This is a genomic window from Microbacterium sp. bgisy203, from assembly GCF_965345155.1.
Lineage (GTDB): Bacteria > Actinomycetota > Actinomycetes > Actinomycetales > Microbacteriaceae > Microbacterium.
Map to the genome: position 1 here is coordinate 559,065 of NZ_CBDRLZ010000001.1, position 25,483 is coordinate 584,547.

General features: G+C 71.2%; 22 protein-coding genes and 1 tRNA gene. 7 read left to right on the forward strand and 16 right to left on the reverse strand.

Annotation, left to right across the window (positions count from 1 at the left end; genetic code table 11):
* Positions 1–39: 39 nt before the first annotated feature.
* The 10 genes from ACRVYW_RS02740 to ACRVYW_RS02785 all read right to left on the reverse strand — a co-directional run bounded on the left by ACRVYW_RS02740 (position 40) and on the right by ACRVYW_RS02785 (position 8,261).
* Positions 40–447 (reverse strand): GNAT family N-acetyltransferase, encoded by a 408-nt coding sequence (locus ACRVYW_RS02740; RefSeq protein WP_431801440.1) that lies wholly within the window; start codon positions 445–447, stop codon positions 40–42.
* A gap of 92 nt (positions 448–539) precedes the next feature.
* Positions 540–612 (reverse strand) — tRNA-Leu (locus ACRVYW_RS02745).
* Between the two features lie 84 nt (positions 613–696).
* Positions 697–2,184 (reverse strand): NAD(P)/FAD-dependent oxidoreductase, encoded by a 1,488-nt coding sequence (locus tag ACRVYW_RS02750; protein WP_431801755.1) that lies wholly within the window; start codon positions 2,182–2,184, stop codon positions 697–699.
* A gap of 92 nt (positions 2,185–2,276) precedes the next feature.
* Positions 2,277–3,608 carry a S8 family serine peptidase gene (locus ACRVYW_RS02755; protein ID WP_431801441.1) on the reverse strand — a complete coding sequence of 444 codons (1,332 nt, stop codon included), beginning with the start codon at positions 3,606–3,608 and terminating at the stop codon, positions 2,277–2,279.
* Positions 3,605–4,075: a DUF501 domain-containing protein gene (locus tag ACRVYW_RS02760; protein ID WP_431801757.1), complete on the reverse strand. Its 471-nt coding sequence runs from the start codon at positions 4,073–4,075 to the stop codon at positions 3,605–3,607. Before ACRVYW_RS02760 ends, ACRVYW_RS02755 begins: the two co-directional genes overlap by 4 nt.
* Before the next feature lie 136 nt (positions 4,076–4,211).
* Positions 4,212–4,643 carry an FtsB family cell division protein gene (locus ACRVYW_RS02765; protein ID WP_431801443.1) on the reverse strand — a complete coding sequence of 144 codons (432 nt, stop codon included), beginning with the start codon at positions 4,641–4,643 and terminating at the stop codon, positions 4,212–4,214.
* Between the two features lie 108 nt (positions 4,644–4,751).
* A complete protein-coding gene (gene eno / locus ACRVYW_RS02770; RefSeq protein WP_431801445.1) occupies positions 4,752–6,032 on the reverse strand; it encodes a phosphopyruvate hydratase in 1,281 nt (426 codons plus the stop codon).
* Between the two features lie 98 nt (positions 6,033–6,130).
* The gene (locus tag ACRVYW_RS02775; RefSeq protein WP_431801447.1) at positions 6,131–6,826 is read right to left on the reverse strand and encodes an O-methyltransferase; all 696 of its coding nucleotides are present in this window, start codon (positions 6,824–6,826) and stop codon (positions 6,131–6,133) included.
* 39 nt (positions 6,827–6,865) lie between these two features.
* Complete coding sequence (locus tag ACRVYW_RS02780) at positions 6,866–7,864, reverse strand: DUF1648 domain-containing protein (RefSeq protein WP_431801449.1); 999 nt, start codon at positions 7,862–7,864, stop codon at positions 6,866–6,868.
* Positions 7,857–8,261 carry a GntR family transcriptional regulator gene (locus ACRVYW_RS02785; protein ID WP_431801451.1) on the reverse strand — a complete coding sequence of 135 codons (405 nt, stop codon included), beginning with the start codon at positions 8,259–8,261 and terminating at the stop codon, positions 7,857–7,859. The genes ACRVYW_RS02780 and ACRVYW_RS02785 overlap by 8 nt, the downstream gene beginning before the upstream one ends.
* An 85-nt stretch (positions 8,262–8,346) precedes the next feature.
* Between ACRVYW_RS02785 and ACRVYW_RS02790 the strand changes: the two genes are divergently transcribed.
* The 4 genes from ACRVYW_RS02790 to ACRVYW_RS02805 all read left to right on the forward strand — a co-directional run bounded on the left by ACRVYW_RS02790 (position 8,347) and on the right by ACRVYW_RS02805 (position 12,730).
* Positions 8,347–8,829, forward strand: a complete 483-nt coding sequence (locus ACRVYW_RS02790) for a DUF4442 domain-containing protein (protein ID WP_431801453.1) — start codon at positions 8,347–8,349, stop codon at positions 8,827–8,829.
* A 52-nt stretch (positions 8,830–8,881) separates the two neighbouring features.
* A complete protein-coding gene (locus tag ACRVYW_RS02795; protein ID WP_431801455.1) occupies positions 8,882–10,024 on the forward strand; it encodes a sugar diacid recognition domain-containing protein in 1,143 nt (380 codons plus the stop codon).
* Between the two features lie 107 nt (positions 10,025–10,131).
* Entirely contained in the window at positions 10,132–11,325 is a 1,194-nt protein-coding gene (locus ACRVYW_RS02800) for a glycerate kinase (RefSeq protein ID WP_431801457.1), read from the forward strand.
* 43 nt (positions 11,326–11,368) lie between these two features.
* On the forward strand, positions 11,369–12,730 hold the full coding sequence (locus tag ACRVYW_RS02805; protein ID WP_431801459.1) for a GntP family permease: 1,362 nt from the start codon (positions 11,369–11,371) through the stop codon (positions 12,728–12,730).
* Positions 12,731–12,745: 15 nt separating this feature from the next.
* Here ACRVYW_RS02805 and ACRVYW_RS02810 read toward each other — a convergent pair whose 3' ends face one another.
* The 4 genes from ACRVYW_RS02810 to nhaA all read right to left on the reverse strand — a co-directional run bounded on the left by ACRVYW_RS02810 (position 12,746) and on the right by nhaA (position 16,500).
* Complete coding sequence (locus tag ACRVYW_RS02810) at positions 12,746–13,180, reverse strand: YdeI/OmpD-associated family protein (RefSeq protein WP_431801461.1); 435 nt, start codon at positions 13,178–13,180, stop codon at positions 12,746–12,748.
* Positions 13,181–13,243: 63 nt separating this feature from the next.
* The gene (gene hisS / locus ACRVYW_RS02815; RefSeq protein WP_431801759.1) at positions 13,244–14,542 is read right to left on the reverse strand and encodes a histidine--tRNA ligase; all 1,299 of its coding nucleotides are present in this window, start codon (positions 14,540–14,542) and stop codon (positions 13,244–13,246) included.
* Between the two features lie 31 nt (positions 14,543–14,573).
* Positions 14,574–15,221 carry a MazG family protein gene (locus ACRVYW_RS02820; RefSeq protein ID WP_431801761.1) on the reverse strand — a complete coding sequence of 216 codons (648 nt, stop codon included), beginning with the start codon at positions 15,219–15,221 and terminating at the stop codon, positions 14,574–14,576.
* Positions 15,222–15,324: 103 nt separating this feature from the next.
* Positions 15,325–16,500, reverse strand: coding sequence for a Na+/H+ antiporter NhaA (gene nhaA / locus ACRVYW_RS02825; RefSeq protein ID WP_431801463.1), 1,176 nt, complete (start codon positions 16,498–16,500; stop codon positions 15,325–15,327).
* A gap of 116 nt (positions 16,501–16,616) precedes the next feature.
* Between nhaA and ACRVYW_RS02830 the strand changes: the two genes are divergently transcribed.
* The gene (locus ACRVYW_RS02830; RefSeq protein ID WP_431801465.1) at positions 16,617–19,307 is read left to right on the forward strand and encodes a phosphoenolpyruvate carboxylase; all 2,691 of its coding nucleotides are present in this window, start codon (positions 16,617–16,619) and stop codon (positions 19,305–19,307) included.
* Between the two features lie 153 nt (positions 19,308–19,460).
* Here the strand turns inward: ACRVYW_RS02830 and ACRVYW_RS02835 are convergent, their stop codons facing one another.
* Positions 19,461–20,057 (reverse strand): gamma carbonic anhydrase family protein, encoded by a 597-nt coding sequence (locus ACRVYW_RS02835; RefSeq protein WP_431801467.1) that lies wholly within the window; start codon positions 20,055–20,057, stop codon positions 19,461–19,463.
* Between the two features lie 77 nt (positions 20,058–20,134).
* Here ACRVYW_RS02835 and ACRVYW_RS02840 point away from each other — a divergent pair, with 77 nt between their 5' ends.
* Positions 20,135–20,602, forward strand: a complete 468-nt coding sequence (locus ACRVYW_RS02840) for an amino acid permease (RefSeq protein WP_431801469.1) — start codon at positions 20,135–20,137, stop codon at positions 20,600–20,602.
* Between the two features lie 191 nt (positions 20,603–20,793).
* The gene (locus ACRVYW_RS02845; RefSeq protein ID WP_431801471.1) at positions 20,794–21,510 is read left to right on the forward strand and encodes an amino acid permease; all 717 of its coding nucleotides are present in this window, start codon (positions 20,794–20,796) and stop codon (positions 21,508–21,510) included.
* A gap of 302 nt (positions 21,511–21,812) precedes the next feature.
* On the opposite strand, the gene mfd is transcribed toward ACRVYW_RS02845, so the two are convergent.
* On the reverse strand, positions 21,813–25,439 hold the full coding sequence (mfd, locus tag ACRVYW_RS02850) for a transcription-repair coupling factor (protein ID WP_431801473.1): 3,627 nt from the start codon (positions 25,437–25,439) through the stop codon (positions 21,813–21,815).
* Between the last annotated feature and the right edge of the window lie 44 nt (positions 25,440–25,483).

A 25,483-nucleotide genomic window follows, 5' to 3' on the forward strand; every position in this document is an offset into this window, starting at 1 on the left:
GGGTGGGATCTCTTCAGTTGGTTGAAGACAAGCGCGTCGTCATCGCGCCGGCCGGACCATCGCGTTCGCATCCGGCGCGGCGAAGCCGAACTGTTCGTAGAGTCCGTGCGCATCGCGTGTGAACAGCACCCAGCGGAAATTCCGCCCCGGCCCCTCGTCGACCATCCGACTGATCAGTCGTTTTCCCAGATCGTGCCCCCGGTGCTCCTCGCGCACGAAGACATCGGCGAGGTAGGCGAAGCTCACGCCGTCGGACACCGCACGTGCGAACCCGACGAGAGCGCCCGTGTCGGCGCAGTACGCCCCCACCACGCGCCAGGCGCCCGCGATCTGGGCATCTACGTCGGAGCGACTGCGCTGGCGCCCCCAGTACGCTTCCGTCGACAGCCACTCCCAGATGGCGTCGGGCTGAAGCCGCCCGGGGTCGTCGTCGAGTTCGTAGTTCACGGGATCATTCTGGCCCACGGGCGCCATGTCCGAGGTCGCCGCTAGCGTGTGTGCGAGTGACCTCGCCCGCCCGGGACCACCGGCCGGGGTCGTGCCCCCGCTGGGACTCGAACCCAGACTGAAGCGATTTTAAGTCGCCTGCCTCTGCCATTGGGCTACGGGGGCCCGAGGCCAGGGTATCGGGCAGCACAGGGCCTTTCGGCTCGCTGGCGCTCACGGGGCGCCCGACGACCGCCGGCCGACCGCGTGTCAGCTCGAGGCGGCGGCCTTCTTCTTCGCGGGAGCCTTCTTCGCGGCAGGCGCCGGCTTCTCGGCATCCTTCGGCCCGGCGGCCGCAGCCCCGGAGACCGCAGGAGCCGCTCCCGTCTTCTCCGCCTTGACCGACTTCGGGTCGATCGCCGGCGCGGCGGACTTCTCGGGTGCTGCCGGACGCGGACGCGCGGCGAACTCCTCGAAGACATAGCGCGGGTGCTGTACGGCCTGCAGCGACACGTTGTCGCGGTTCAGCCAGAAGTTGTGCCACCAGTCACCGATGACGCGCCACTTGCGCTCCCACGACGGCATCGCGAGGCCGTGATAGCCGCGGTGCGCGCACCAGGCGATGAAGCCCTTCAGCGCGATCTTGCCCGACTGGAAGACACCGTTGTAGAGTCCGAGACCCGCGACGGCGCCGAGGTTCTTATGGTAGTACTCGCGGGGCACCTCGTCGCGGAGGACGGCGATGACATTGCGGGCGAGCAGCTTCGCCTGACGCACGGCGTGCTGAGCGTTCGGCACGCAGTACCCGCCGACGCCCCCACCGGTGAGATCCGGCACGGCAGCGACGTCACCGGCGGCCCAGGCTCCCTCGACGATCTCGTCGGGCGAGCCCACGCGCAGGTCGGCGCGGGTGCGGATACGACCGCGCTCCTCGACGGGCAGATCGCTGCCGCGCACGACGGTGGGGTTCGCCATGACGCCGGCGGTCCAGATGATGAGGTCGGTGGGGATGGTCTCCCCCGTCGAGAGCTCGACGTTGCCGTCGACGGCGCCGGTGACCTGCGTGTCGAGGTGCACCGACGCCCCCCGCTTGGCGAGGTCCTTCAGCACCCACTCGCTCGTCTTGAGCGACACCTCGGGCATGATGCGCCCCATCGCCTCGACGAGGTGGAAGTGCGTGTCGTCAAACGTGAGCATCGGATAGTCCTTGAGGAGCGAGGACGCAAGTGCGCGCGTTTCGGCGAACACCTCGATGCCGGCGAAGCCACCGCCGACGACGACGACGGTGAGCAGACGGTCGCGCTCCGGCCCGGCGGGCAGGTTCGCGGCGCGGTCGAAGTTCGACAGGATGCGGTCGCGGATGGCGACGGCCTCTTCGATCGTCTTCAGACCAATGGCGTTGTCGGCGATGCCCGGGATCGGGAAGGTGCGCGAGACGGCTCCGGCGGTGACGACGATCTGGTCGTAGGACTCCTGCCAGGGCTCGCCGGTCTCGGGCGTCAGCGTCGCCGTACGGTTCGCGTGGTCGATGCCGGTGACCTTCGCCGTGATGACGCGCGTCTTCTTGAGGTGTCGACGGAGCCCGACGATCGCGTGCCGCGCCTCGATCTCGCCGGCCGCCACCTCGGGGAGGAACGGCTGGTACGTCATGTAGGGCAGCGGGTCGACGATCGTGACCTCCGCCTCACCCTTGCGCAGGTGCTTCTCGAGCTTCCATGCGGTGTAGAAACCGGCGTAGCCACCGCCGACGACGAGGATCTTGGGAACGGTGCCGTTTTCAGCGGTGTGGTTCGCGGAAGGAACAGCCGTAGTGGACGCTGTGTCAGTCACAGGTGGAAGAACTCCTTGGATCAACGGCTCGGAGGACGTGCGCGCTCCGATCTGATGCGCCGGGCAGCAGCGGTGACACCGAGCGCCACCAGTATAGCGGCCAGGGTGAGGGTCGCGAGCGGCACCGTGCCGTATCGGAGGGTGTCGAAGGTCGGGAGAAGCGGCGAGCGCTGCGCCACGGAGTCCGCTGCGGGAAGCTGGGGCAGCGTCACGGGAGTGCTCGTCGGCACGGGCGCCGGCTCCGCTTCGGCCCGTCGGTACAGGCGCACCCACTCCTTGAGGCTTCCCATCGGGTTCGCCGAGACCGACGGCACCTGTGCCGACACTGCGGCGGCGGCATCCACCAGCCCGTACCCGTAACGCGCGTCGGGCACACGCGTCGCACCCGCGGCGGGCCGCGCGGTGCGGATGATCCGGTTGATGACGTTGTTCGCGTCGAGGTCGGGGTGGGCCGAGCGCACGAGCGCGGCGATGCCCGCGACGATGGGCGCGGCCCCGCTCGTCCCGTCCCACTGCACGACCGTCCCGTCGGCGGACACGCCGAGGAGTTGCTCACTGGGCGCGGAGATCCCGATCGTGATGCCCTGCGTGGATGCCTGCTCGCTCGCGACCCCGTCGCGCGTGACGCCGCCGACGGTGAGGACGCCGGGGATCGTCGCCGGCGCGCCGACCTCCTCCGTGCCGTTCCCCTTGTTGCCGGCGGCCACGATCACCACGACGTCGTTGTCGAAGGCGTACTGGAACGCCCCGTCCCACGACCGGTCCCACGTGAGGGTGTTCGTCGTGAACGACAGGTTGATGATGTCGGCGCCGTTGTCGACCGACCAGCGGATCGCGTCCGCGACCTGGTCGACGAACGGCACCGACGAGGTCGCGCCGAAACCGATGGAAATCGACAGCAGACTCGCTTCGGGGGCGACGCCGATCATGCCGGTGTCGGGCCCGGTGCCCCGCGCGGCGGCGAGCGAGGCGACCCAGCTGCCGTGGTTCGCGTCGACCGCCCCGACGGGTTTGCGGCCGTCCGACGCCCCGACGCCCGAGAAATCGGCTCCGCCGACGACCGCGCCGGAGAACTCCGTCGGCGAGCGCCCGATACCGGTGTCGATGATCGCGATCGTCGCGCCTTTGCCCTTCGTGGTCTCCCACGCGTTCCGGATGCCGTACTCGTCGAGCCAGTACTCCGCGGCGCGCGCGGGGTCCTCCTCAGCCTCGGGCGTCGCGGGCGGAGCGGTGGACTCCGGCGCGATGGATGCCGGGAACTCCGACGCCGACGCGGGCAGCGCTCCCCCGAGGGCGAGCGCGAGCACGAGCACGAGCGCGGCCAGCCAGGGTCGCGCGCCGCGCGCACTCACGTGCGCTCCCTCGGGTTCGCGCACGTGCAGCGCTCGGGCGACCAGTCGCCGCGCGCGAGCGCGAGGTCGCCGATGGGGTTCACCCCGGGGCCGGCGGCGAGCGCGTGCCCGGCGAGGGCGTGCAGGCACTTCACGCGGGTCGGCATCCCCCCGGCGGAGATGCCCTCGATCTCCGTCACCTCCCCGTAGACCGCGCGGTCGGAGAGGTACGCCTCGTGCGCGGCACGGTAGGCCTCGGCGATGTCCTCGTCGGTCTCCAACAGCGCGGCGAACTCGCGCATGACCTGCCCGGCTTCGAGCGCCGACATCGCGGCCGTCGCGCCGGGGTGGGTCAGGTAGTAGAAGGTCGGGAACGGCGTGCCGTCGGGAAGGCGCGGCTCGGTCGCGACGACGGTCGGATTGCCGCACACGCACCGAGCGGCGATGCCCACGACGCCGCGCATGGGACGACCGAGCTGCTCGCGCATGACCTCGAGGTCGGCATCGGTCGCGGGGCTGAGCGTGGGGTGCGGCACCGGTCCAGGGTACCGGGGGCGCCTGACGGAGTGCTGGACCGCGACGCGTCGGAGACCGGTGCGTCCAGATGGCGACGCGTCGGCCCTGTCAGCCCGGAGCGTCTGTCGCGGTCTGCGCCGTGCCGGAGGCGGTGACCGAGCGCAGCAGCTGCGCCATCCAGTCCGAGCGCGTCTCGGTGACCTCGTCGCTCACGGGAGCCTGCTCGGGCGGGATCGACGAGGCGGGAAGGTCGTCGTCGACGAGGTAGACGACCTCACCGGGGCGCACGTAGTACAACCGCGCGCGCGCCTGCGATGTGACGTAGGCGGGATCGGCCCAGCGCTTCTTCTGCTCTTCCAGAGCCGCGACCTCATCGGTCGTCAGCTGCACCGAGTGCTCGAGCGCGGCGACCTGCTGGCGCTGCGCGAGGTAGGTGCCCGCCGTCGGCACGAGGACGAAGACGGCGAGGACGACGAGACCCAGCATGATGCCGGTGAAGGCGGAGAAGCGGATGCCTCCCGCCCAGTCGCGGACGTCCACCCGACCCCTCGTCCGAGCATCGGGGTGCCGTGGCGAACGAGAAGGGGGAGCCGTCGTGTCGCTCACGGCTCCCCCCTCTCGTCATGTCGGCTGATCCGAGATCAGTCCTCAGCCCTTGTAGCGCGGGAAGGCGGCCCGGCCGATGAACGTACCCGCGTCCGCCAGCTCCTCCTCGATGCGCAGAAGCTGATTATACTTCGCGACGCGCTCCGACCGAGCGGGCGCGCCGCTCTTGATCTGGCCCGAGTTCACCGCGACGACGAGGTCGGCGATGGTCGTGTCCTCGGTCTCACCCGAACGGTGCGAGAACATCGTCGTGTACCCGGAGCGGTGGGCGAGGTCCACGGCATCCAGCGTCTCGGTGAGCGAACCGATCTGGTTCACCTTCACGAGCAGCGAGTTCGCGACGCCGAGGTCGATGCCCTTCGCGAGGCGCACCGGGTTGGTCACGAACAGGTCGTCGCCGACGAGCTGGACCTTCGAGCCCAGGCGTTCGGTGAGCTTCTGCCAGTTCTCCCAGTCCTCTTCGTCGAGGGCGTCCTCGATGGTGACGACGGGGAATGAGTCGACGAGGTCGGCGTAGTAGTCGATGAGCTCGTCGGCCGACCAGTCCTTGCCGTCCATGTGGTAGACGCCGTCGTTGTAGAACTCGCTCGCCGCGACGTCGAGACCGACGCCGACGTCCTTGCCGGGGGTGAAGCCGGCCTTGCCGATCGCGTCGATGAGGAACTCCAGGCCCGCGCGGTTGCTCGGCAGGTCGGGAGCGAAGCCGCCCTCGTCGCCCAGGCCCGTGGCGTAGCCGGCGCTCTTGAGGTCGGACTTCAGCACGTGGTAGATCTCCGTGCCCCAGCGCAGCGCCTCCGAGAAGCTCGGTGCGCCGTAGGGCGCGAGGAAGAACTCCTGGAAGTCGATGCCGTTGTCGGCGTGCTCGCCGCCGTTGATGACGTTGAACAGCGGCACGGGGAGCACGTGCGCGTTGGGGCCGCCGATGTAGCGGAACAGGGGCAGGTCGGCCGAGTCGGCCGCCGCCTTCGCGACCGCGAGGCTCACGCCCAGGATGGCGTTCGCGCCGCACCGCGACTTGTTCTCGGTGCCGTCGGTCGCAATCAGGATCTCGTCGACGACGCGCTGCTCGCTCGCCTCGACGCCTTCGATCGCGGGGCCGAGCTCGTCGATGACGGCGGCGACCGCCTTGAGCACGCCCTTGCCGCCGTACCGGCTCTTGTCACCGTCACGCAGCTCGTACGCCTCGAAGGCGCCCGTCGATGCGCCCGAGGGGACGGCCGCGCGCTGGACGATGCCGTCGTCGAGCAGCACCTCCACCTCGACGGTCGGGTTGCCACGCGAGTCCAGAATCTCGCGTGCGCCTACAGCCTCGATCAGTGCCACAGGGAACTCCTTGCTTGTGGAGGATGGAACGCGGAGCGTCGTCGGTCCAGTTCCGAGCATAGTGATGCGGATGCCGTGCCCACAGGGGCACTGCCGGATCAAACGACGATCGCGACCGCGATGCCGTCCCAGCCCTTCGCATCGAGCGTCTGGAGCGCCGTCGCGTCGAACCGCGAGTCGTCCCGCAGCATCTCGAGCCCCGCGCGCACGCCCGCAATCTGGGGGCTTTCATCGCTCGGGTCGGCGACGCGCCCGGAGCGCACCACGTTGTCGACGACGACGAGGGCGCCGGGGCGCCCGAGCCGGGCGGCGTAGTCGAGGTAGACGGTGTTCGACTCCTTGTCGGCGTCGATGAAGACGAGGTCGAACCCGGGCGCGGCATCCTGTGTCTGCGCCTCGCTCTCGCGGGCGAGGGCGGCGAGGACGTCGGCGGCGCGGCCCACGTGGATGTCGACCTTGTCCCCCACCCCCGCCCGGTCGACGCTCGCGCGGGCCACGCCTGCGTGCGCCGGCTGCGCCTCGATCGTCACGACAGTGCCGCCGTCGGGGATGCCGCGCGCGAGCCAGATCGTCGAGTAGCCCCCGAGCGTGCCGATCTCGAGGACACGCCGGGCACCGGTCGCGCGGGCGAGGAGGTGGAGGAGCTTGCCGTTCGTAGGCGCGACCTCGATGTCCGGCATCCCGGCGGTGTTCTGGTCGGCGACGGCGGCGTCGAGGGCCGGATCGCCGCCGACGAGCGTGTCGACGAGGTAGCGGTCGACGGCGCGGGCGTTCTCGGGGGTCAGCTCTGACATGACGTCAGCCAACCGGGGTGCGCACGGCGCGTCAACCGGTCACCCCACGCGCGTCGCGAGGGCCTGGAGAAGGGCGGCTCCGGTCTCTGCGTCGTCGACGGTGACCGTGAACGTTTTGCCGTTCGTGCGGGTGACGCGGATGCCGGGGCCGCGGCGCAGCACGACGCCGAATCCGCCGCCCGGCGCCCAGCGCAGACCCCATCCGCCGAACTCCCCCATCGGATTCACCTCGACGGCTTCGGCGCGGGCGATCTCGTCGAGCGGAATGTGCACACGCGGGAACCCGGTGACCGACGTGACCCGGAGCCCGTCGTCGTCGACGCGGACGTGGAAGGCGAGCGTCGTAGCAAAGGTCGCCGCCATGACGAGCATCACGCCGACGAGCAGCCACGCGATGAACGGTTCGGGCGACGCCGACAGCGCGACGACCGACACGACGAAGATCAGCACGAACGCCGCACCGAGGACGATCACCCCCGACCGCGCGAGAGACACGCGCTGCAGCCAGACGGCCTTCTCGGTGCCGGAGAGCGTCAGCGGGTCCCCTGCGGGGAGCGTCATGGCGCGGAACGGCTCGTGCGGTTGCAGGAACCAACCGAGCACGCCGGCCGCGCCGGCCAGGACGAACGCGCCGAGCGTCACGAGCCCGATGCCGGGGGCGTTCGCGGCATCCGTCAGCCCAGCCTGGAGCGCCAGGGCACCCGTGCCGATCACGGCCATCAGCACGGACATCGCGAGCGCCGTCGCACCCAGCAGGCGGTACGTTCCGCCGTGGTCGCCCCGGCGGAGTCCGCCGAGCCCCGACGCCGCGATGACCAGCGGGATGCCGAGGCCCACGACGACGGTCAGGACGAGGTTCACCCACGCGGGCCCGAAGCCGTCAGGCCGGCCGTCGAGGCCCCAGTGGGTCGCGACGGGGTCGGGAAGAGTGGGGAGGAGGAACGCCTGCGCGACGAGGGCGACGACGCTGATCGCGATGGGCAGCACGACGGCGACGAGGGCGAACCGGCGCAGCGCGAGGGGCGAGCGGTCAGGCATGAGGGGCCTCCTTCGGGGCGGGGATCACGGGCAGGGCGGCCACGGTGTCGGCGGGGGCCGCACGGACGACCGCGGCGAGCGCGTCGGGGGAGAGTCCTGCGGTGCGCGCTCGCGCGACGAGGGCGAGGATGTCGTCGTGCAGTGCGGCGAGGCGGCCGGCTGCGAGGGTCACGACGGCGCCTCTGCCCCGGTGCATCTGCACGAGCCCTTCGTCTCGGAGCACCTGGTAGGCGTGCAGCACGGTGTGCAGGTTCACGTCCAGCGAGGCGGCAACCTCGCGCGCCGACGGAAGCCGGTCGCCGGGACGGGCGCGGCCCGCGACGATCTCCGTTCGCACGGCATCCGCCAGCTGGGTGAACAATGGCGTGGACCGTTGCGGGTCGACGCGAAGAAGCATCTATCCATTATAGGACAACTAGAACAGTTGCAGACGGCCGACAATCGATTGGTCCGTGGCGGCCGACGTCCGTCACACTGGCGCGATGCGTATGACTCCCCGGCGCCTCGCCACGGGTATGAGCCTGTGGATCCCGAACCTCTTCAGCGGCATCCGCGTGCGCCGCTTCTCCGAGGATTGGACAGAGGCGGTCGTCGAACTCCACGTCAACGTCGTCACCCGCAACTACGTGGGGACGGCGTTCGGCGGCTCGATGTCGGCGATGACCGACCCGTACTTCTTCATGCTGGTCATGCACCAGCTCGGCCGCGATTACGTCGTCTGGGACACGAGGGGCGAGATCGAGTTCGTCAAACCCGGTCGCGGGGTCCTCACCGCACGCTTCGAGGTGCCCCGCGAGAAAGCAGAGGAGCTCCGCGAGCGCGCCCGCGGCGGCGCGAAGGTGCTCGAATGGTTCGAGACAGACATCACGGATGCCGCGGGAGAGGTCGTCGCACGGGTGCGCCGCGAGGTCTACGTGCGCGAGAAGAAACGCGTCACCGACGCGGCGGCCGCGTCAGCGCGCTGACGGGCGCGCGCCGGGCCGCCGCCGCGCACCTGCGTCCGTCACACTTATGGGCATGCGCACACCTGCACGCTCCACCGCTCCGACGAGGACCGGCACCGTCGGCGACCACAGTACGGCGACGTCGACGGACGCGGACGACGAGGGCGCGGCGCTCCTCCTCACCTCCGCGCTGGCGATGGACGTCGTCGCCGCCCTCGCGCCGCGCGTCGGCCGCAACGTGAACCTGATGGACCGTCGCGGCGTCATCATCGCCGCCCTCGACCCCGCACGCATCGGGACCCGCCACGACGGCGCGCTCCGCGCCGCACGCCAGGGACGGACCGTCGTCATCGACGCGCAGATGCCGGGCTCCGGCGACCTGCCGGGCGTCAACGAACCGCTCTATGTCGATGGCACGCTGTGCGGTGTCGTCGGTGTCACCGGGGCGCCGCGCGAGGTGGCGGAGCTCGCCCGCGTGGTCGCCCTCAGCGTCGGACTGCTCGTCCGGCAGCAGCGCGCGCAGGACGGCGCGCTGCTGCGGGACGCGGCCACCCGGGACCTCCTGGCGGGGCTGAGCTCCGGCGTCGACGTCGAGGCCGCCGACGCGCTCCTGCGCGACGCCGCGATTCCCGCGCCGTGGCGCCTCGACGTGCTCGATCTTGCCGCCGACGCACTCGCGCCCGCGATCGCGCGTCTCAACGCCGGACCTGCAGCCGCCGCGGCGCTCGACGGCGCAGTATGGGTGCTCCGTCACGCGCACGCGCCCGTCGACCTGCCCGAAGCGGCAGGGTTCGGGGCGGACGCTCCCGACGCGGTGTCGCTGCTCGCCCGGGCCGAGGACGCCCGACTGATCGCACGGCATCCCGCACTCTGGCCGGAACCGGACGAGGTGTGGTCGTGGGAGCACGCCGCGGCCGCCGCCGCGCTGCCCCCGATCTCACGGCGGCGTGCAGCCGCCTCCATCGCGACGCTCGCTCCCGCGCACCTGGACACGATCACCGCGATCGCCGGCGCCCGATCCCTCGCCGATGCCGCCGCGACGCTGCACATCCACCGGAACACCCTGCTGCAGCGCATCGAGCGGATCTCCGAACTGGTCGGCGCGGATGTGCGTGAGCCGCTCGCCCTCTCAACCATGCTCCTCGCCGTGTACGCCGCGCGCGCCGAGAGACCCGGCCGTGAGGCACCCGGCAGGTTCCGTCCGCGCCGCGGCTGAGCCTCGCCGGGGGTGTGCATACCGCACATGCCGGACCCTGACGACAGCCGCTAAGTCCGGGCGTCGGTCCATGGTCGTCGGGCGCGATCGGCGCCTACGCTGAGCCGGTGATCGAAGATGACCACCCTCCGCAGCCCCTCGCCTCCACCGCGCTGCGCGTCGTCATCGCCCCCGACTCATTCAAGGGATCGGCAGATGCGGGCGACGTTGCCGCGGCGATCGAGCGGGGCGTGCGCGCGGCTTTCGCGACGACCTCGACCCCCGTGGAGATCGACCTCCTCCCCCTCGCCGACGGAGGCGAGGGGACACTCGATGCGATCGTGGCCGCGTGGGACGCTCAACTCCACTTCGTCGACACGGTCGACGCCATCGGCAGACCGGTCACCGCCCGGTACGGAATCTCCCCCGACGGCAGGACGGCCGTCATCGAGGCCGCCGACGCGAACGGCCTGCCCGCCGTCAGCGATGTCCCGCTCCAGCCGCTCGCTGCCTCGAGCCTGGGCGTCGGCCGCGTGCTGCGCTCCGTCCTCGCCCGCGGCGTCGACGAGGTGCGCCTGTTCATCGGCGGCTCGGCGACGACCGACGGCGGAGCGGGGCTGCTCACGGCGCTGGGGGCCACCCTCCTCCGCCGTGATGGCACTCCCGTGCCGCTCGGCGGCGGCGCGCTCGGCGACGTCGCCCGGATCGACCTGTCGGGCCTCGATCCCTCAGCGCGGCGCGTCCGCTGGCGGATCGCGTGTGACGTGACCAATCCGCTCGTCGGCCCGGAGGGCGCCGCAGCGGTGTTCGGGCCGCAGAAGGGCGCGGATCCCGACGACGTCGCCGTGCTGGACGCCGCCCTCGCTCGCTGGGCCGACGTCCTCGAAGCCGAGGCCGGCACGCCCCTGCGCGCACTGCCCGGCGCAGGCGCCGCAGGCGGCCTCGCTGTCCCGCTGGTGGCGCTGCTCGGCGGAGAGCTTGAGCCAGGATGGCGCGTCGTCGCCGATGCCGTCGGCGCGGCATCCGCCCTCGCACGAGCAGACGCGGTGATCACGGGGGAAGGCCGCCTCGACGCCCAGTCGCTCGGCGGCAAAGTCGTCAGCGGGGTGCGCGAGCTGACCCCGGCATCGGTCCCGGTCATCGTGCTCGCCGGCGAGGTCGCGCTCGCGCCGGATGCCGTCCGCGCGGCGCGTCTGATCGCGTTCTCGATCGCCCCCGGACCGCGCTCGCTCGACGAGCTGCGCGCAGAGACCCTCGACGCGCTCGAGCGCGTCGCGTCATCAGTGGGCTCGTTGCTCGCCGCGCCCTCCCTCCATTCCTGATCACCCGAACAGTCACCTCCGTACCGGCAAAGGAGCCACCCGTATGATCGACCTCCTCGTCCTCGTCCTCCTCGTCGTCGGGATCGTGCTCGCGACGGCGAAGCTCAAGATCAGTCCGTTCCTCGCCCTGATCGCGGCGGCTCTGATCGGCGCGTTCGCCTTCCGTCTGCCGCTGGCCGACATCGTTCCGACGATCAGCACGGCGTTCGGATCGAGCCTCGGCAACATCGGTCTCGTCATCCTCTTCGGCACGATGATCGGCGTCATTCTGGAACGCTCAGGAGGGGCGATCTCGATGGCCGACGCGCTCATCCGATGGCTGGGGACGCGCTTTCCCACCCTCACGATGTCGATCATCGGATACGTCGTATCGATCCCTGTGTTCTGCGATTCGGGATACGTCATCCTCAACTCGCTGCGCAAGGCCATCGCCGTCCGCACCGGCGTCTCGGCGCTCGCCATGTCGATCGCCCTCATGACCGGCTTGTACGCCACCCATACCCTCGTGCCCCCGACCCCCGGTCCCCTCGCCGCCGCGGAGAACATCGGCGCGGGCGACTACCTCGGCCTCATCATCGCGATCGGCCTACCCGTCGCCGCCGTCGCAGCGTTCGCCGGGCTGCTGTTCGCCCAAACCTTCGCGAAGAAGCCATTCGCCCCCGCCCCCGACCCGGAAGGCGCGCAAGAGGTCACCCAGAGTTGGGACGAACTGCGCGCATCGTACGGAAAGCTCCCCTCGGCGTGGCTCGCCTTCCTGCCGATCCTCCTCCCCCTCGTGCTCATCTGCGCCGCCTCCATCGCGAAGCTGCCCAACCGTCCGCTCGGCGAGTCGACGCTGTACGACATCGTCACCTTCATCGGCACGCCCACCATCGCTCTGCTCATCGGCCTCGTGGCCGCCACCCTCCTCCTGAGCGGCCACGGCAAGCTCGCGACGTTCAACGCCAACATCGCCGAAGCGATCCGCGTCGCCGCCCCGATCCTGTTCATCACCGCGGCCGGCGCGGCGTTCGGCGCCGTGCTCGCAAAGTCGACGATCACCACCTTCCTGTCCGAGAACCTCGCCGGTCTCGGAATCGGACTCGCGGTGCCGTTCCTCGTCTCCGCCGCGCTGAAGTCCGCGCAGGGGTCGTCGACCGTGGCGATGGTGACGACATCAGCGCTGATCGCGCCCCTTCTCGGGTCCCTCGGCCTGTCGAGCCCCATCGGCATGGCTCTGACCGTCCTCGCGATCGGCGCGGGCGCGATGGTGGTGTCGCACGCCAACGACTCGTACTTCTGGGTCGTGTCCCAGATGAGCCGGATCCCCGTCGCCACCGCCTACCGCACCCTCACGATCGCATCGGGCATCGAGGGCATCGCGGCGTTCGCCGCCGTCTGGGTGATCAGCCTGTTCGTCCTGTGACGGACGCCGCGGCCGTCACATCAGCGCGCTGACGGCCGCGGCGATCCGCCGTTCCCGCGTGGCTGTCTGCTTGGCCTCCGTGACTCCGCGGACGATCTCCTTACGGCGCGATGGCGTGAGCGCGTCGTAGGCGGCGCGCACGCCCGCGGCGTCGAGCGCAGCGGCGAGATCATCGGGGGTCTCGGTCACGCGGTCGTCGGCATCCAGCGCGATCTGCGCATCGACCTCGTCGCCGATGTCGACGCCGAGCTCGGCGCGGGCGGCCTTCGAGAGTCCGACGAGGTTCTTGCCACCCATGACCCCGAGTCGGAGGCGCGCCTCGCGGTCACCGATGCGCACCCGCACCGCAGCGCGCTTGCCGCCGCCGAGCTCGTCGACCTGGGCATCGGTGAGCTCGATCGCCGTCGCCGGGCCGGTCGCGACGAGGGTGGTGTGGATGTGCAGGGTCATGGGAGCATCCTGCCGCGCGCCCGGCGCGGCGACCAGAGGGCCTATGGATTCGGGCCCGTGGATTCAGTCGAGCGGCTTGATCTCGAGCGCGTCGCGCGTCGCGCCCGCGGGCACCGTCGCAAACGAGTTGTACCCGTCGGCGCTCGCGCGCTCAAGGAGCGCCTTGAGGTTCTTCGTCCGCTGCTCGAGCCGCACGCGCGACCCCTCGGCGACGAACGCCGCCTTCAGCGCCGCGAGCTCGGCGACCGGAACGTCGCGATCGTGGACGAGGACGATCGCGGGGGCTCCGGCATCCGACTCGCCCTCCAGCAGGTCGACGATGCGCTCGAAGCCGATCGAGAACCCCACGGCGGGGACGTCCTGCCCCAGGAACCGCCCGATCATCCCGTCGTAGCGGCCTCCGCCGCCCAGCGAGTAGTCGACGCTCGGGTGCGCGAGCTCGAAAATCGTGCCCGTGTAGTAGCCCATGCCGCGGACGAGGAACGGGTCGAACGCGATCGGCAGCGTGAAGTACGGCTGCGGGATGCCGCGCGCCACCCCCACCGCGTCGCCGAGTGCGACGAGGTGGTCGACGATCTCGTCGGGGGCCCCGTCCGGGAGTGCCGTGCGGATCGAGCCCTCGCCGAAGGCGCGGAGCTCGAGCGTCTGCGGGCGGCGGAGGAATGCCTCGAGCGCGTCGACGGCAGCAGAGGTCGCACCTCGGTCGCGGAGTTCGGCGAGCACCCCGTCGACGCCAATCTTGTCGAGCTTGTCGATCGTAATGAGCACCCCCGGACGCTCGGCCTCGGCGAAGCCGAAGTGGTCGAGCATCCAGTCGAGGGCGCGGCGGTCGTTGATGCGGACGGTGGCGCCCTCGAGGCCGAGCGCATCGACGGCGTCGAGCGTCGCCACGATGAGCTCCGCCTCAGCGCGCGCGGACGCGTCGCCGATGATATCGATGTCGCACTGGACGAACTGGCGGTAGCGGCCCTTCTGCGGGCGCTCGGCGCGCCACACCGGCGCGATCTGGATCGCCCGGAAGACCGTCGGAAGCTCCGCCCGGTGGCTCGCGTAGAACCGCGCGAGCGGCACCGTCAGGTCGTACCGGAGCCCGAGGTCGCTGAGAGCTGCCACGTCGAGGGCGGTATCGGGTGTCGCGTCGTCCGAACCCGCGGCGGCGCGCAGCGCGTCGGCATCCAGACCCCGCTTCAGCACGTTGAACGCGAGCTTCTCGTTGTCGCCGCCGATACCCGCGTGAAGACGCGCGTAGTCCTCGACGACGGGGGTCTCGATCTCGTCGAAGCCGTGCGCACGGTAACGCTCGCGGATCGTGGCGAGCACGCGCTCGCGACGGGCCTTGTCTGCGGGGAGGAAGTCGCGCATGCCGCGCGGCGGGTTCACGGATGCCACGGGGCTATTCTTCCAGGTCGCGCGCGACGTCCCCGGCGGCGGCCTCCGCCGCGCGGACCTCGGCCTCGAGCCGGCGGATCGCTCCGCGGAGCGCGCGCTCAGCATCCCAGCCCCGCTCGCGCGCGAGAGCGACGAGTCCGAGCAGTTGCTCGCCGAGCTCTTCTTCGCTCGCGGCACGCACGCCGAGGGCGCGTGGCTCGGGAGCCGGACGGAGGGGTGCGGGGAGCACCGGCGCGGCACGGTCGAGGAGCTTCTGCGCGTGGGCCAGCGCGGGCATGTGCGCGGAGACGCCGTCGAGCACGGAACGACGCTCCCGCTTCTCGGCGGCCTTGGCGGCGTTCCAGTGCACGAGGACCTCGTCGGGGGTCGCGGCGACGACGCCCGCGAACACGTGCGGATGCCGACGGACCATCTTCTCCGTCACCGTGCGGGCCACGTCGTCGATGTCGAACGGGTCGTCCGGGTGCTGGGCGGCGACCGCCGCGTGGAAGAGCACCTGCCACAGGAGGTCGCCGAGCTCTTCGCGGAGGTCGGTGCGGGTGCCGGCCTCGACGGCGTCGATGAGCTCCGCCGACTCCTCGACGAGATACGGCACGAGATCGTCGTGCGTGATGCGCTGTGACCAGACGCACCGCTCACGCACCGCCCGCATCGTCTCCGCCGCCTCGCGCAGCGCGTCGGGCGCGGGGGCCGCCGCACGCGACGGCGAGGGCGTGTGCTCGGGTCTTTCGGCAGGCGTGCTCACGCCACCGAACCTACCCCTGGAGCTCTCCCTGCGGCTCGCCCGCGGCGGCCCGGCGCCGGTAGTGCCGCGCTCGCCACGAGACGAGCACGGCTGCGAGCGCGAGCGAGATGAGCGAGCCGGTCAGCACACCGAGGATCGCCTCGTCGCGCAGCAGTCGCTCCCCCGCGAACGCCAGCTCGGCCAGCAGCAGCGACACGGTGAAACCGATTCCCCCGAGCGCGCCGGCCGCGACCAGGTCGGCGAAGGGCAGCGTCGGCGGCAGGGAACGGTCGCGTCCGATCTGGAGCGAGATCCAGCCGAACAGCGAGATGCCGATGATCTTGCCGACCGGCAGCGCGATCACGATGCCCCAGAATGCCGGCTGCAGCTGCGAGGGTGCGACAGCGGGGATGACGACGAGCGCCGAAGAGAACGCGAACAGCGGCAGAATCAGCCCGTTGACCCACGGCTCGAGCGCGTGCCGTGCGCGCATCGCGGGGTGCTGGGCCATCGCGAGCCCGAGCGCGACGCCCGCAATCGTCGCGTGCACGCCCGAGAGGTAGACAAAGGCCCACGTGAGGATCGCGACGACGACGAGCGCGACCGCGATCGGCGCGCGCGCACGCGTGTCGAGGTGCCGGCTCAGGATGCCGAAGAGCACGACGCCGACCGCGGCGGCCAGGAGCATCCCGGCATCCACCCCGCTCGTGAACAGCACGGCGATGAAGACGATCCCGACGATGTCGTCGAGGATTGCGAGCGCGAGGAGGAAGATGCGCAGCGCGGGCGGCAGACCGCGCCCGAAGACGGCGAGCACACCGAGCGCGAAGGCGATGTCGGTCGCCGTCGGCACGGGCCACCCGGTGATGCTGTCGGTGCCCCAGGCGAGCGCGACGAAGATCACGATCGGCACGAGCACCCCGCCGGCGGCGGCGATCGCGGGCTGCACGGCTCTGCGCGCGGAGTTGAGCTCGCCGCTGGTCAGCTCGAACTGCAGCTCGACGGCGACGACGAAGAAGAAGACCGCGAGCAGCCCGTCTTTGATCCAATACTCCACCGAGAGCTCGAACACGCCCGGGATGCCGACGTACGTGTGCATGAGGTCGTCGACGGCGGGCCCGGCGGGGCTGTTCGCGACGATGAGTCCCACCGCGGCGGCGGCGAGCAGGACGATCGCGGGGAAGCGGGCGGAACGGAGCAGACTCATACGCGTGGCGGCGCCTTTCGGGGTCGGGAGACTCGACGCCGACCAGGCTTCCCGGCACACCAGCTTCCATCGTAACGCGTGACAATCCGGTAACACCGGCGCATTACCGTGGAGGGATGCGTGAACTCACCCGCACCGAGGCCATCGATCTCGTCGGCCGCGGCGAAGCAGAACAGGAACTGCCCGAGCGCATGCGCGCCGACGTGCGACTGCTCGGCTCGCTGCTCGGCCGCGTCCTGCGCGAAAGCGGCTCGCCGGGCCTCTACGAGGACGTCGAGAGGCTCCGTCAGGCCACCATCGCCGCGTACACCGACGAGTCGCCCGAAGCCTTCGAGCGTGCGGCGGCGATCGCCGAATCCTTCTCGATCGCGCGCGCCGACGAGGTCGCACGCGCATTCACCGTCTACTTCCACCTCGTGAACCTCGCCGAGGAGCACCAGCGCGTGCGCGTGCTGCGCGAGCGCGACGGCCGGCCCGAGAAGGAGGATGCCGCAGACTCCGTCGCCGCAGCATTCGTCCGCCTCGCCGCCGAGGTCGGCGACGACACGGCGCTCCGGCGCCTGCAGGGGCTGCGCTTCCACCCCGTGTTCACGGCGCACCCCACCGAGGCGCGGCGGCGTGCGGTGTCGACGAGCATCCGCCGCCTCGTCGCACTGCTGAACGAGTACGACGCGTCGCTGCGCGGCGGCGCCGACGAGCGACGCGCCGAGCGGCGCATGCTCGAGGAGATCGACACACTCTGGCGGACCGCTCCCCTGCGCGCCGAGAAGCCGACGCCGGTCGATGAGGTGCGCGCGATCATGGCCGTCTTCGATGAGACGCTCTACACCGCCGTTCCGCACGTCTATCGCCGCGTCGACGACGCTCTGCAGGGCCCCGCGGCCGGCGCGCGCACCCCCGTGGTCCGCCCCTTCGTGCGGCTCGGCACCTGGGTCGGCGGCGACCGCGACGGCAACCCGTTCGTGACCGCCGCCATCACGAAGAAGGCCGCGGGTATCGCCTCGGAGCACGTGCTCCTCGGCCTGGAGAGCACGGCGGGCCGCATCGCCAAGACCCTGACCGTCGCGGCCGAGACGACGCCGCCGAGTCCCGAGCTCGTCGCTTTGCTGCAGCGGCTCGCCGACGCTGACGAGGAGGGCGCGGCCGACGCCGCCAAGCGTGCGGCGGGCGAGCCGCACAAGCGCGCGATGCTCCTCATCACACGTCGCATCTCCGCGACGCGTCGCCGCGACGCCGATCTCGCCTATCGCGAGCCGGGGCAGCTGCTCGCCGACCTGAGCGTGGTCCAGGCATCCCTCGCCGCCGCCGGCGCGCCCCGTCAGGCCTACGGTCATCTCCAGCAGCTGCTCTGGCAGGTCGAGACGTTCGGCTTCCACCTCGCCGAGCTCGAAGTGCGCCAGCACTCGGCGGTGCACCGGAAGGTCCTCGAGGAGTGCGAGGCCCGGGCTGCGCAGGAATCGTCGGGCGCCCTCAGCACGCAGGCCGAAGAGGTACTGGAGGTCTTCCGCACGATCGCGCAGATCCAGCACCGCTACGGCCCGGGCGCCGCGGGGCGCTACATCGTGTCGTTCACGCAGTCGGCCGAAGACCTCGCGAACGTCCACACGCTCGCGCGCTACGCGGTCGGCCCGGGCGGCACGCCGCCCGTCCTCGACGTCATCCCCCTGTTCGAGACGTTCGCGGACCTCCAGGCCGCTCCCGGGATCATGGCCGAGATCGTCGAGCACCCGGCCTTCGCCGCGCGCCTGGACGCCACCGACCGGCGCCTCGAGGTCATGCTCGGCTACTCCGATTCGTCGAAGGACGTCGGCCCCGTCGCCGCGAATCTCGCGCTCTACGAAGCGCAGGCGAAGATCGCCGCATGGGCGCAGGATGCCGGAATCGAACTGACCCTCTTCCACGGACGCGGCGGGGCGCTGGGCCGCGGTGGAGGCCCCGCGAACTCCGCGATCCTCGCGCAGCCGCCGCACTCGGTCGACGGCCGCTTCAAGCTCACCGAGCAGGGCGAGGTCATCTTTGCCCGCTACGGCGACCCGAACATCGCGATGCGGCACATCGACCAGGTCGCCGCGGCGGTCCTGCTGGCATCCGCCCCCTCGATCGAAGCGCGCAACCGCGCCGCCGCCGAGCGCTACGCCGACATCGCCGCGACGATGGACGCCGCGTCGCGCGAACGGTTCTTCGCGCTCGTGAAGGCCGACGGATTCGCCCCGTGGTTCGCGACCGTCACCCCGATGGAGGAGATCGGGCTGCTGGCCCTCGGGTCGCGGCCCGCGCGCCGCGGACTGTCGGTGGAGTCCCTCGAAGACCTCCGCGCGATCCCATGGGTGTTCGCGTGGTCGCAGGCGCGCATCAACCTCGCCGGCTGGTTCGGACTCGGCACGGCGCTCGAGGCCGTGGGTGACCTCGACGCGCTCCGCGAGGCGTACGACGAGTGGCCGCTCTTCCGCACCGTCATCGACAACGTCGGCATGAGCCTCGCGAAGGCCGACGAGCGCATCGCGCGCCGGTACCTCGACCTCGGCGACCGCACCGACCTCGCCGATCTCGTCGCCGACGAGATGGCCCTCACCCGCCGCTGGGTGATCGACATCGCGGGGGGCGACGACCTCCTCGCGAACAAGCCGGTGCTCCAGCGCGCGGTCAAGATGCGGAGCCCGTACGTCGACGCCCTGTCGCTGCTGCAGCTACGCGCGCTCCGCACGCTGCGCGCCGGCGATGTGTCCGACGCCGACCTCCCGCAGTGGCAGCGCCTGCTGCTGCTGTCGGTGTCGGGGGTGTCGGCAGGGCTCCAGAACACGGGGTGAGGCGCGGGCCGGCGCGCCGGCCGCGGCATCCTCCCGGATGTCACATCACGAACACCGGACATCTCACCCACACAGGACCGGATGCCTGCCGGTCGGCCTGTCTCGGTGAGATCTCCTGCCTCGGTGAGATCTCCTGCCTCGGTGACGGCCGGTTCAGACCTGCCGGTCGGACCCGTGGCGGGCGAGCGCCGCGCCGTAACGCTCGGTGAGCTGAACCATGTAGTCGGGCGCGGAGCGCTCGAGACCGAAGACGAATCCCGGGAAGTCGAGCTCCTCGCGAGCGGCCGAGATCGCCTCGGCCTCGGCGGCGGGAAGGATCTGCACGGGGTCGCCGATCGCGACCCAGCCGAGCGGGACGACGGTGCCGGGCGGGAGGGTCGTCTTGACGTGGACGACGGCGCCCATCCGCACGAGGCTCCCGGTGCCGACGTGCGCGCCGTTCACGATGCGACTGCCCGTGGCGAGATACACCTCGTCCTCGATCGTCGCGCCGGAGACCGACGCCATCGGTCCGACGAGCACGTGGTCGCCGATGTGGACGGAGTGGACCGCGCTCGCGCGGATGAGCGCGTTCTCCATCACGATCGTGTTGTCACCGATCGTGATGGGCGAGCCCTCACTCGTGATGACGGCGCCGTGGAGCACCTGGCATCCGGCTCCGATCGCGACGTCTCCCGAGACGACGGCGGTCGGCGCGACGACGGCCTCGGGGTGGATGCGGGGCGTGGCCCCGAGGTGCTCGAACTGCATACGGCCTCCTGCCGGTCTGACGCCAGCGTACGACCCGTGATACCGGCGGCGTAAGTGCGACGTGGGTATGGTGAAGAGTGACCTCCCCCACACCGACCCGGACAACGGTGTCGATGCTGACGCTGTCGACCTTCGTCGTGGGGTCGATGATCGGCGCGGGCGTCTTCTCGCTCCCGGGCACCTTCGCGGCGGAGACGGGCGTCTCGGGGTCGCTGATCGCGTGGGCCGTCGCCGGAGCGGGCATGTTCCTGCTCGCGCTCGTCTTCCAGCGCCTCGCCGCGAGCCGACCCGACCTCGACGCGGGCGTCTACTCCTACGCCCGCTCCGGATTCGGCCGCTACCTGGGGTTCCTCTCCGCCTTCGGCTATTGGGCGAGCGCGTGCGCCGGCAACGTCTTCTACTGGGTCTTCATCATGTCGACCCTCGGAGTGGTGGTCCCGGCCTTCGCGCCCGCACTCGGGGCGGGCGACACGCCGCTTGCAGTCGCCGTCTCGTCAGCGGGCCTCTGGACGTTCTTCGTCCTCGTCCGGCGCGGCACCCGCTAAGCGGCGGCCGTCAACCGGATCGTCAGCATCGCCAAGGTCCTGCCGATCGTCGCGTTCGTCTTCCTGTGCCTGTTCGCCTTCGACCCGGCGGTGTTCGCCGCGAATCTGTCGGGGGATGCCTCGATCCGCCTCTTCGACCAGGTGCGCGGAACCCTCCTCGTCACCGGGCGACTGTGCTCGGGTTCCTGAGCGTGCTGGCGATCTTCGTGTCGGTGACGATCGTGGCCTTCGGCATCCTGCCGCGCGAGGACATCGCGGCCCTCGCCCAGCCGTCGATGGCGGGAGTCCTCGCCGCGGTGGTCGGCCCGTGGGGCGCGGCGTTCGTCGGTGTGTCACTCATCGTGGCGGTACTCGGCGCGTACCTCTCCTGGACGCTCATGGCGGCCGAGGTGCTGCTCGTCGCCGCGCGCGACGGCGACCTCCCGGCGGTGTTCGCGCGGACGAATGCCAAGGATGTCCCGGTCGGCGCCCTGCTCATGTCGACGCTGCTCGTACAGGTGCTGCTGGTCGTCGTCCTCTTCGCGAACAACGCGTTCGACGTCGCCCTGAACCTCACGAGCGCGCTCGCGCTCATCCCGTACTTCCTCACCGCGGGGTTCGGACTCCGGGTCGCGTTCGCCGACCGCCGCAGCGCGGGTACGGGCGCCGGGCGGGGGCGGGCGATCGGGATGGTGGTCGTGGCGGCGCTCGCAACCGCGTACACCGCGTTCCTGCTCTATGCCGCGGGCGGCGAGTACCTCCTGCTCGCGATGCTCATCCTCGTTCCCGGGACAGCCCTGTTCGCGCTCGCCCGCCGCGCCGCCGGGCGACGCGTGTTCGCGTCGTGGGAGTGGGCAGTGTTCGCGCTCGCCCTGACCGGCGCGATCGCCGCCGTCATCCTCCTCGCGACCGGAGCGATCTCGGTCTGACGCCCCCGGCATCCCCCGAGACCGCGTGTTCCCGGTCTGACTCCCCGGCATCCCCCGAGACCGTGTGTTCTCGACGAAACCCGCGTCATCGAACGGCGATCTCGTCGAGAACGCGCGGTCTCGCGGAGGTGGCGAGGTGCAGAGGTGGCGAGGTGCACGGGCGGCTGGGCGGCGCGGGCGGACGCGGGCGGGGCGCGCGGGGGCGCCGGGCGGCGCGGGCGGACGCGCTGGGCGGCGCGAGCGGTCGCGGGCGCGGGCGCGGCGGCCGGACGCGCTGGGCGGCGCGGGCGGGGCGGGCAGGCTCAGGCCTCGGCGGCGGGCTCGGGCAGCGGGAAGAGCTGGTCGAGCAGCTGCGCGACCCAGGCGATCAGGTCGGCGTCGGCGACGGGTTCGCCGCCGGAGGTCGGCAACGGCACGATCATCGCTTCGCCGCCGGCGAGCACCTTCGACTTCGGATACAGCCGCTGCAGACGTACGCGCAGCGAATCGGATGCCGGAGCGGGCGCGACGCGGAGGTTCGGCCCCATCGCGACGACGTCGGTGAGCTGCGACTGCGCGGCACGGCGGCGCAGTCGTGCCACGGCGAAAAGACCCAGGACCTCGGGCGGCGCCTGGCCGTACCGGTCTTCGAGCTCCTCGCGGACGAGGTCGATCGCGTCTTCGGCATCCCCGCCCTCCGCACGGCCCTGCCGCGCGAGGGAGGCGACGGATGCCGCCGCGGACAGCTTCTGGTAGGCCTCGAGCCGCAGGCGCTCGCTGTCGATGTAGCTCTCGGGGATCCGCGCGTCGACGGGGAGCTCGAGGCGCAGCTCGGCGGGGCCGTCGACCTCGTCGCCGCGGAAGGTCGCGACGGCCTCGCCGATCATGCGGAGGTAGAGGTCGAAGCCGACGCCGGCGATGTGTCCGGCCTGCTCGGCGCCGAGGAGGTTGCCTGCACCGCGGATCTCGAGGTCCTTCAGCGCCACCTGCATGCCGCTGCCGAGGTCGTTGTTGACGGCGATCGTCTCGAGCCGGTCGGCGGCTGTCTCACTCAGAGGCTTCAGTTCGTCGTACAGGAAGTAGGCGTACGCCCGCTCACGCCCGCGGCCGACGCGCCCGCGCAGCTGATGGAGCTGCGAGAGCCCGTACTTGTCGGCGCGGTCGATGATGATCGTGTTCGCATTCGAGATGTCGAGGCCGGTCTCGATGATCGTCGTCGAGACGAGCACGTCGAAGCGGCGCTCCCAGAACCCGTCGACGACCTCTTCGAGCGCGTGCTCCCCCATCTGCCCGTGTGCGACGGCGATGCGCGCCTCGGGCACGAGCTCCGCGAGCTGGGCGGCGACCCGCTGGATCGACTGCACCCGGTTGTGCACGTAGAACACCTGGCCCTCGCGCAGGAGCTCGCGGCGGATCGCGGCCGCGATCTGCTTGTCGCTGCGGGGGCCCACGTAGGAGAGGATCGGATGCCGGTCTTCGGGCGGCGTGGCGAGGGTCGACATCTCCCGGATGCCGGTGACCGCCATCTCGAGCGTCCGCGGGATCGGGGTCGCGCTCATCGCGAGGATGTCGACGTTCGTCTTGAGCTTCTTCAAGGCATCCTTGTGCTCGACGCCGAAGCGCTGCTCCTCGTCGATGATCATGAGCCCCAGGTCCTTGAAGATGACCTTCTCGGTGAGGATGCGGTGCGTGCCGATGACCATGTCGACGGTGCCGTCGGTGAGGCCGTTCAGCGTGTCGCGCGCCTCTTTGTCGGTCTGGAACCGCGAGAGCGGCCGAACCTTCACGGGGAAGCCGGCGAAGCGCTCCTGGAACGTCTCGAGGTGCTGCTTGACGAGGAGCGTCGTCGGCACGAGCATCGCGACCTGCTTGCCGTCCTGGATCGCCTTGAACGCGGCGCGGACGGCGACTTCGGTCTTGCCGAAACCGACGTCACCCGACAGCAGCCGGTCCATCGGGATGGGCCGCTCCATGTCGGCCTTGATCTCGTCGATCGTCTGCAGCTGGTCGGGGGTCTCGGCGAACGGGAACGCCTCTTCGAGCTCGCGCTGCCACGGGGTGTCGGGCCCGAACGCGTAGCCCTTCGCCGCCATGCGCGCCGAATAGAGCTTGACGAGCTCGACGGCGATGTCGCGGACGGCCTTGCGCGCCTTGCCCTTCGCCGCCGCCCAGTCGGAGCCGCCCATCTTCGAGAGAGCGGGGGCGTCGCCGCCGACGTACCGGCTGAGGAGATCGAGCTGGTCGGTGGGGACGAACAGCTTGTCGCCGGGGTGTCCGCGCTTGGAGGGCGCGTATTCGAGCACGAGGTACTCGCGCGTCGTCTTGACCGCGTTCCGCCCGCCTGACGACACCTCGCGCTGGACGAGCTCGACGAACTTGCCGATGCCGTGCGTCGAGTGCACGACGATGTCGCCCGCCTTCAGCTGCAGCGGGTCGACGACGTTCCGCCGGCGCGAGGCGAGCTTTTTGACGACTCGCCCGTCGGCGCCGATCGTCCGGCCGTAGAACTCGGCCTCGGTGAGCACCGCGAGCCGCGCATCGGGCAGTTCGAACCCGCTCTCCAGCGAGCCGACGACGGCGGTCGCAACGCCCGCGTCGGGCACCTCGTCGAGGGTCTCGGCGGTGCGCGCCGCGATGCCGCGCTCGGCGAGCACGTCCCGCGTGCGATCAACGAGTCCCGCGCCCGATGCAACGACGACCACGCGCCATCCCTCGCCGACGAGGTCGCCCACGTGCGCCGTCGCACCCTCGACGTTGCCCTGGAACGACGGCACCGACCGCGCCGCGACGCGCACGACTTCGCCCGCCGTTCCGGCGTCGATGAGGCCTTCGGCCGCGGCATCCGCCTCACCCGAATCGAACCCGCTGAACGACCACCACACGCCGCCCCGTTCGTGCGTCGCCGCCTGCAGGTCGGGCAGGGCGAGGAAATCGCCCGAATCGAGGTCGACCGGGGTGTCGGCGCCCGCGGTCGCGGCGTTCCACGCGGCCTCGAGGAACTCGCGGTTCGTCTCGCCGAGGGTCATCGCGCGCGTCACGGACCGCTCCGGGTCGATGAGGGCGACCGCGGTGCCGCGCGGTAGGTAGTCGACGAGCGGCACGATCGCATCGGCGACGGCGGGAAGAAGCGACTCCATGCCCTCGACGGGGATGCCTTCGCTCATCTTCTCGAGCATCGCGCGCAGTCCGGGGAACCGGTCGTGCAGGGCGGCAGCGCGTTCGCGGACGCCCGGAGTGAGGAGGAGCTCGCGGCTGGGCAGGAGCGTCACCTCACGCACATCCCCCGGCAGCGAGCGCTGATCGGCGACCGAGAAGGCGCGGATCTGGTCGACCTCGTCGCCGAAGAACTCCACGCGGTACGGGTGGTCGGCGACCGACGGGAAGACGTCGAGGATGCCGCCGCGCACCGCGAACTCGCCGCGCCGCGACACCATGTCGACGCGCACGTACGCGAGGTCGACGAGGCGGCGGGCGACCGATTCGAGGTCGTAGCCGCGCGCGCCCTGCGAGAGTTCGAGCACACCGGCATCCGTGAGCCCCGCGGCGATCGGCTGCAGCGCGCCGCGCACCGACGCCGTCACGATGAGCGGCGCCTCGCCTTTCCATTCCGCCGCAGAGCGCAGGAGTTCGAGACGTCGGCCCACGGTCTCCGTCGACGGGCTCAGACGCTCGTGCGGCAGGGTCTCCCACGCCGGGAAGTGCGCGACCCGGGCGTCGGAGACGAGGCTCTCGAGCGCGGCGCCGATGCTCTCCGCGCGGCGCCCGGTAGGCGTGATCACGAGAAGGGATGCCGGGGCTCCCGCCGCCTGCCGCGCCTCGAGAAGTGCCGCCAGCACCGGCGCGTCGAGGCCCGCGACCATCGAGAAGTCGGTGTCGTGGCGCGCCGAATCCACCGCGTCCCGAACGGACGGAGCCTGCGTGAGGGCGCGCGGAATCCCGGAAACTGTCACCGCACGAGTCTACGGCGGCCTGGGGACACGGGCCCGAGGCGGGC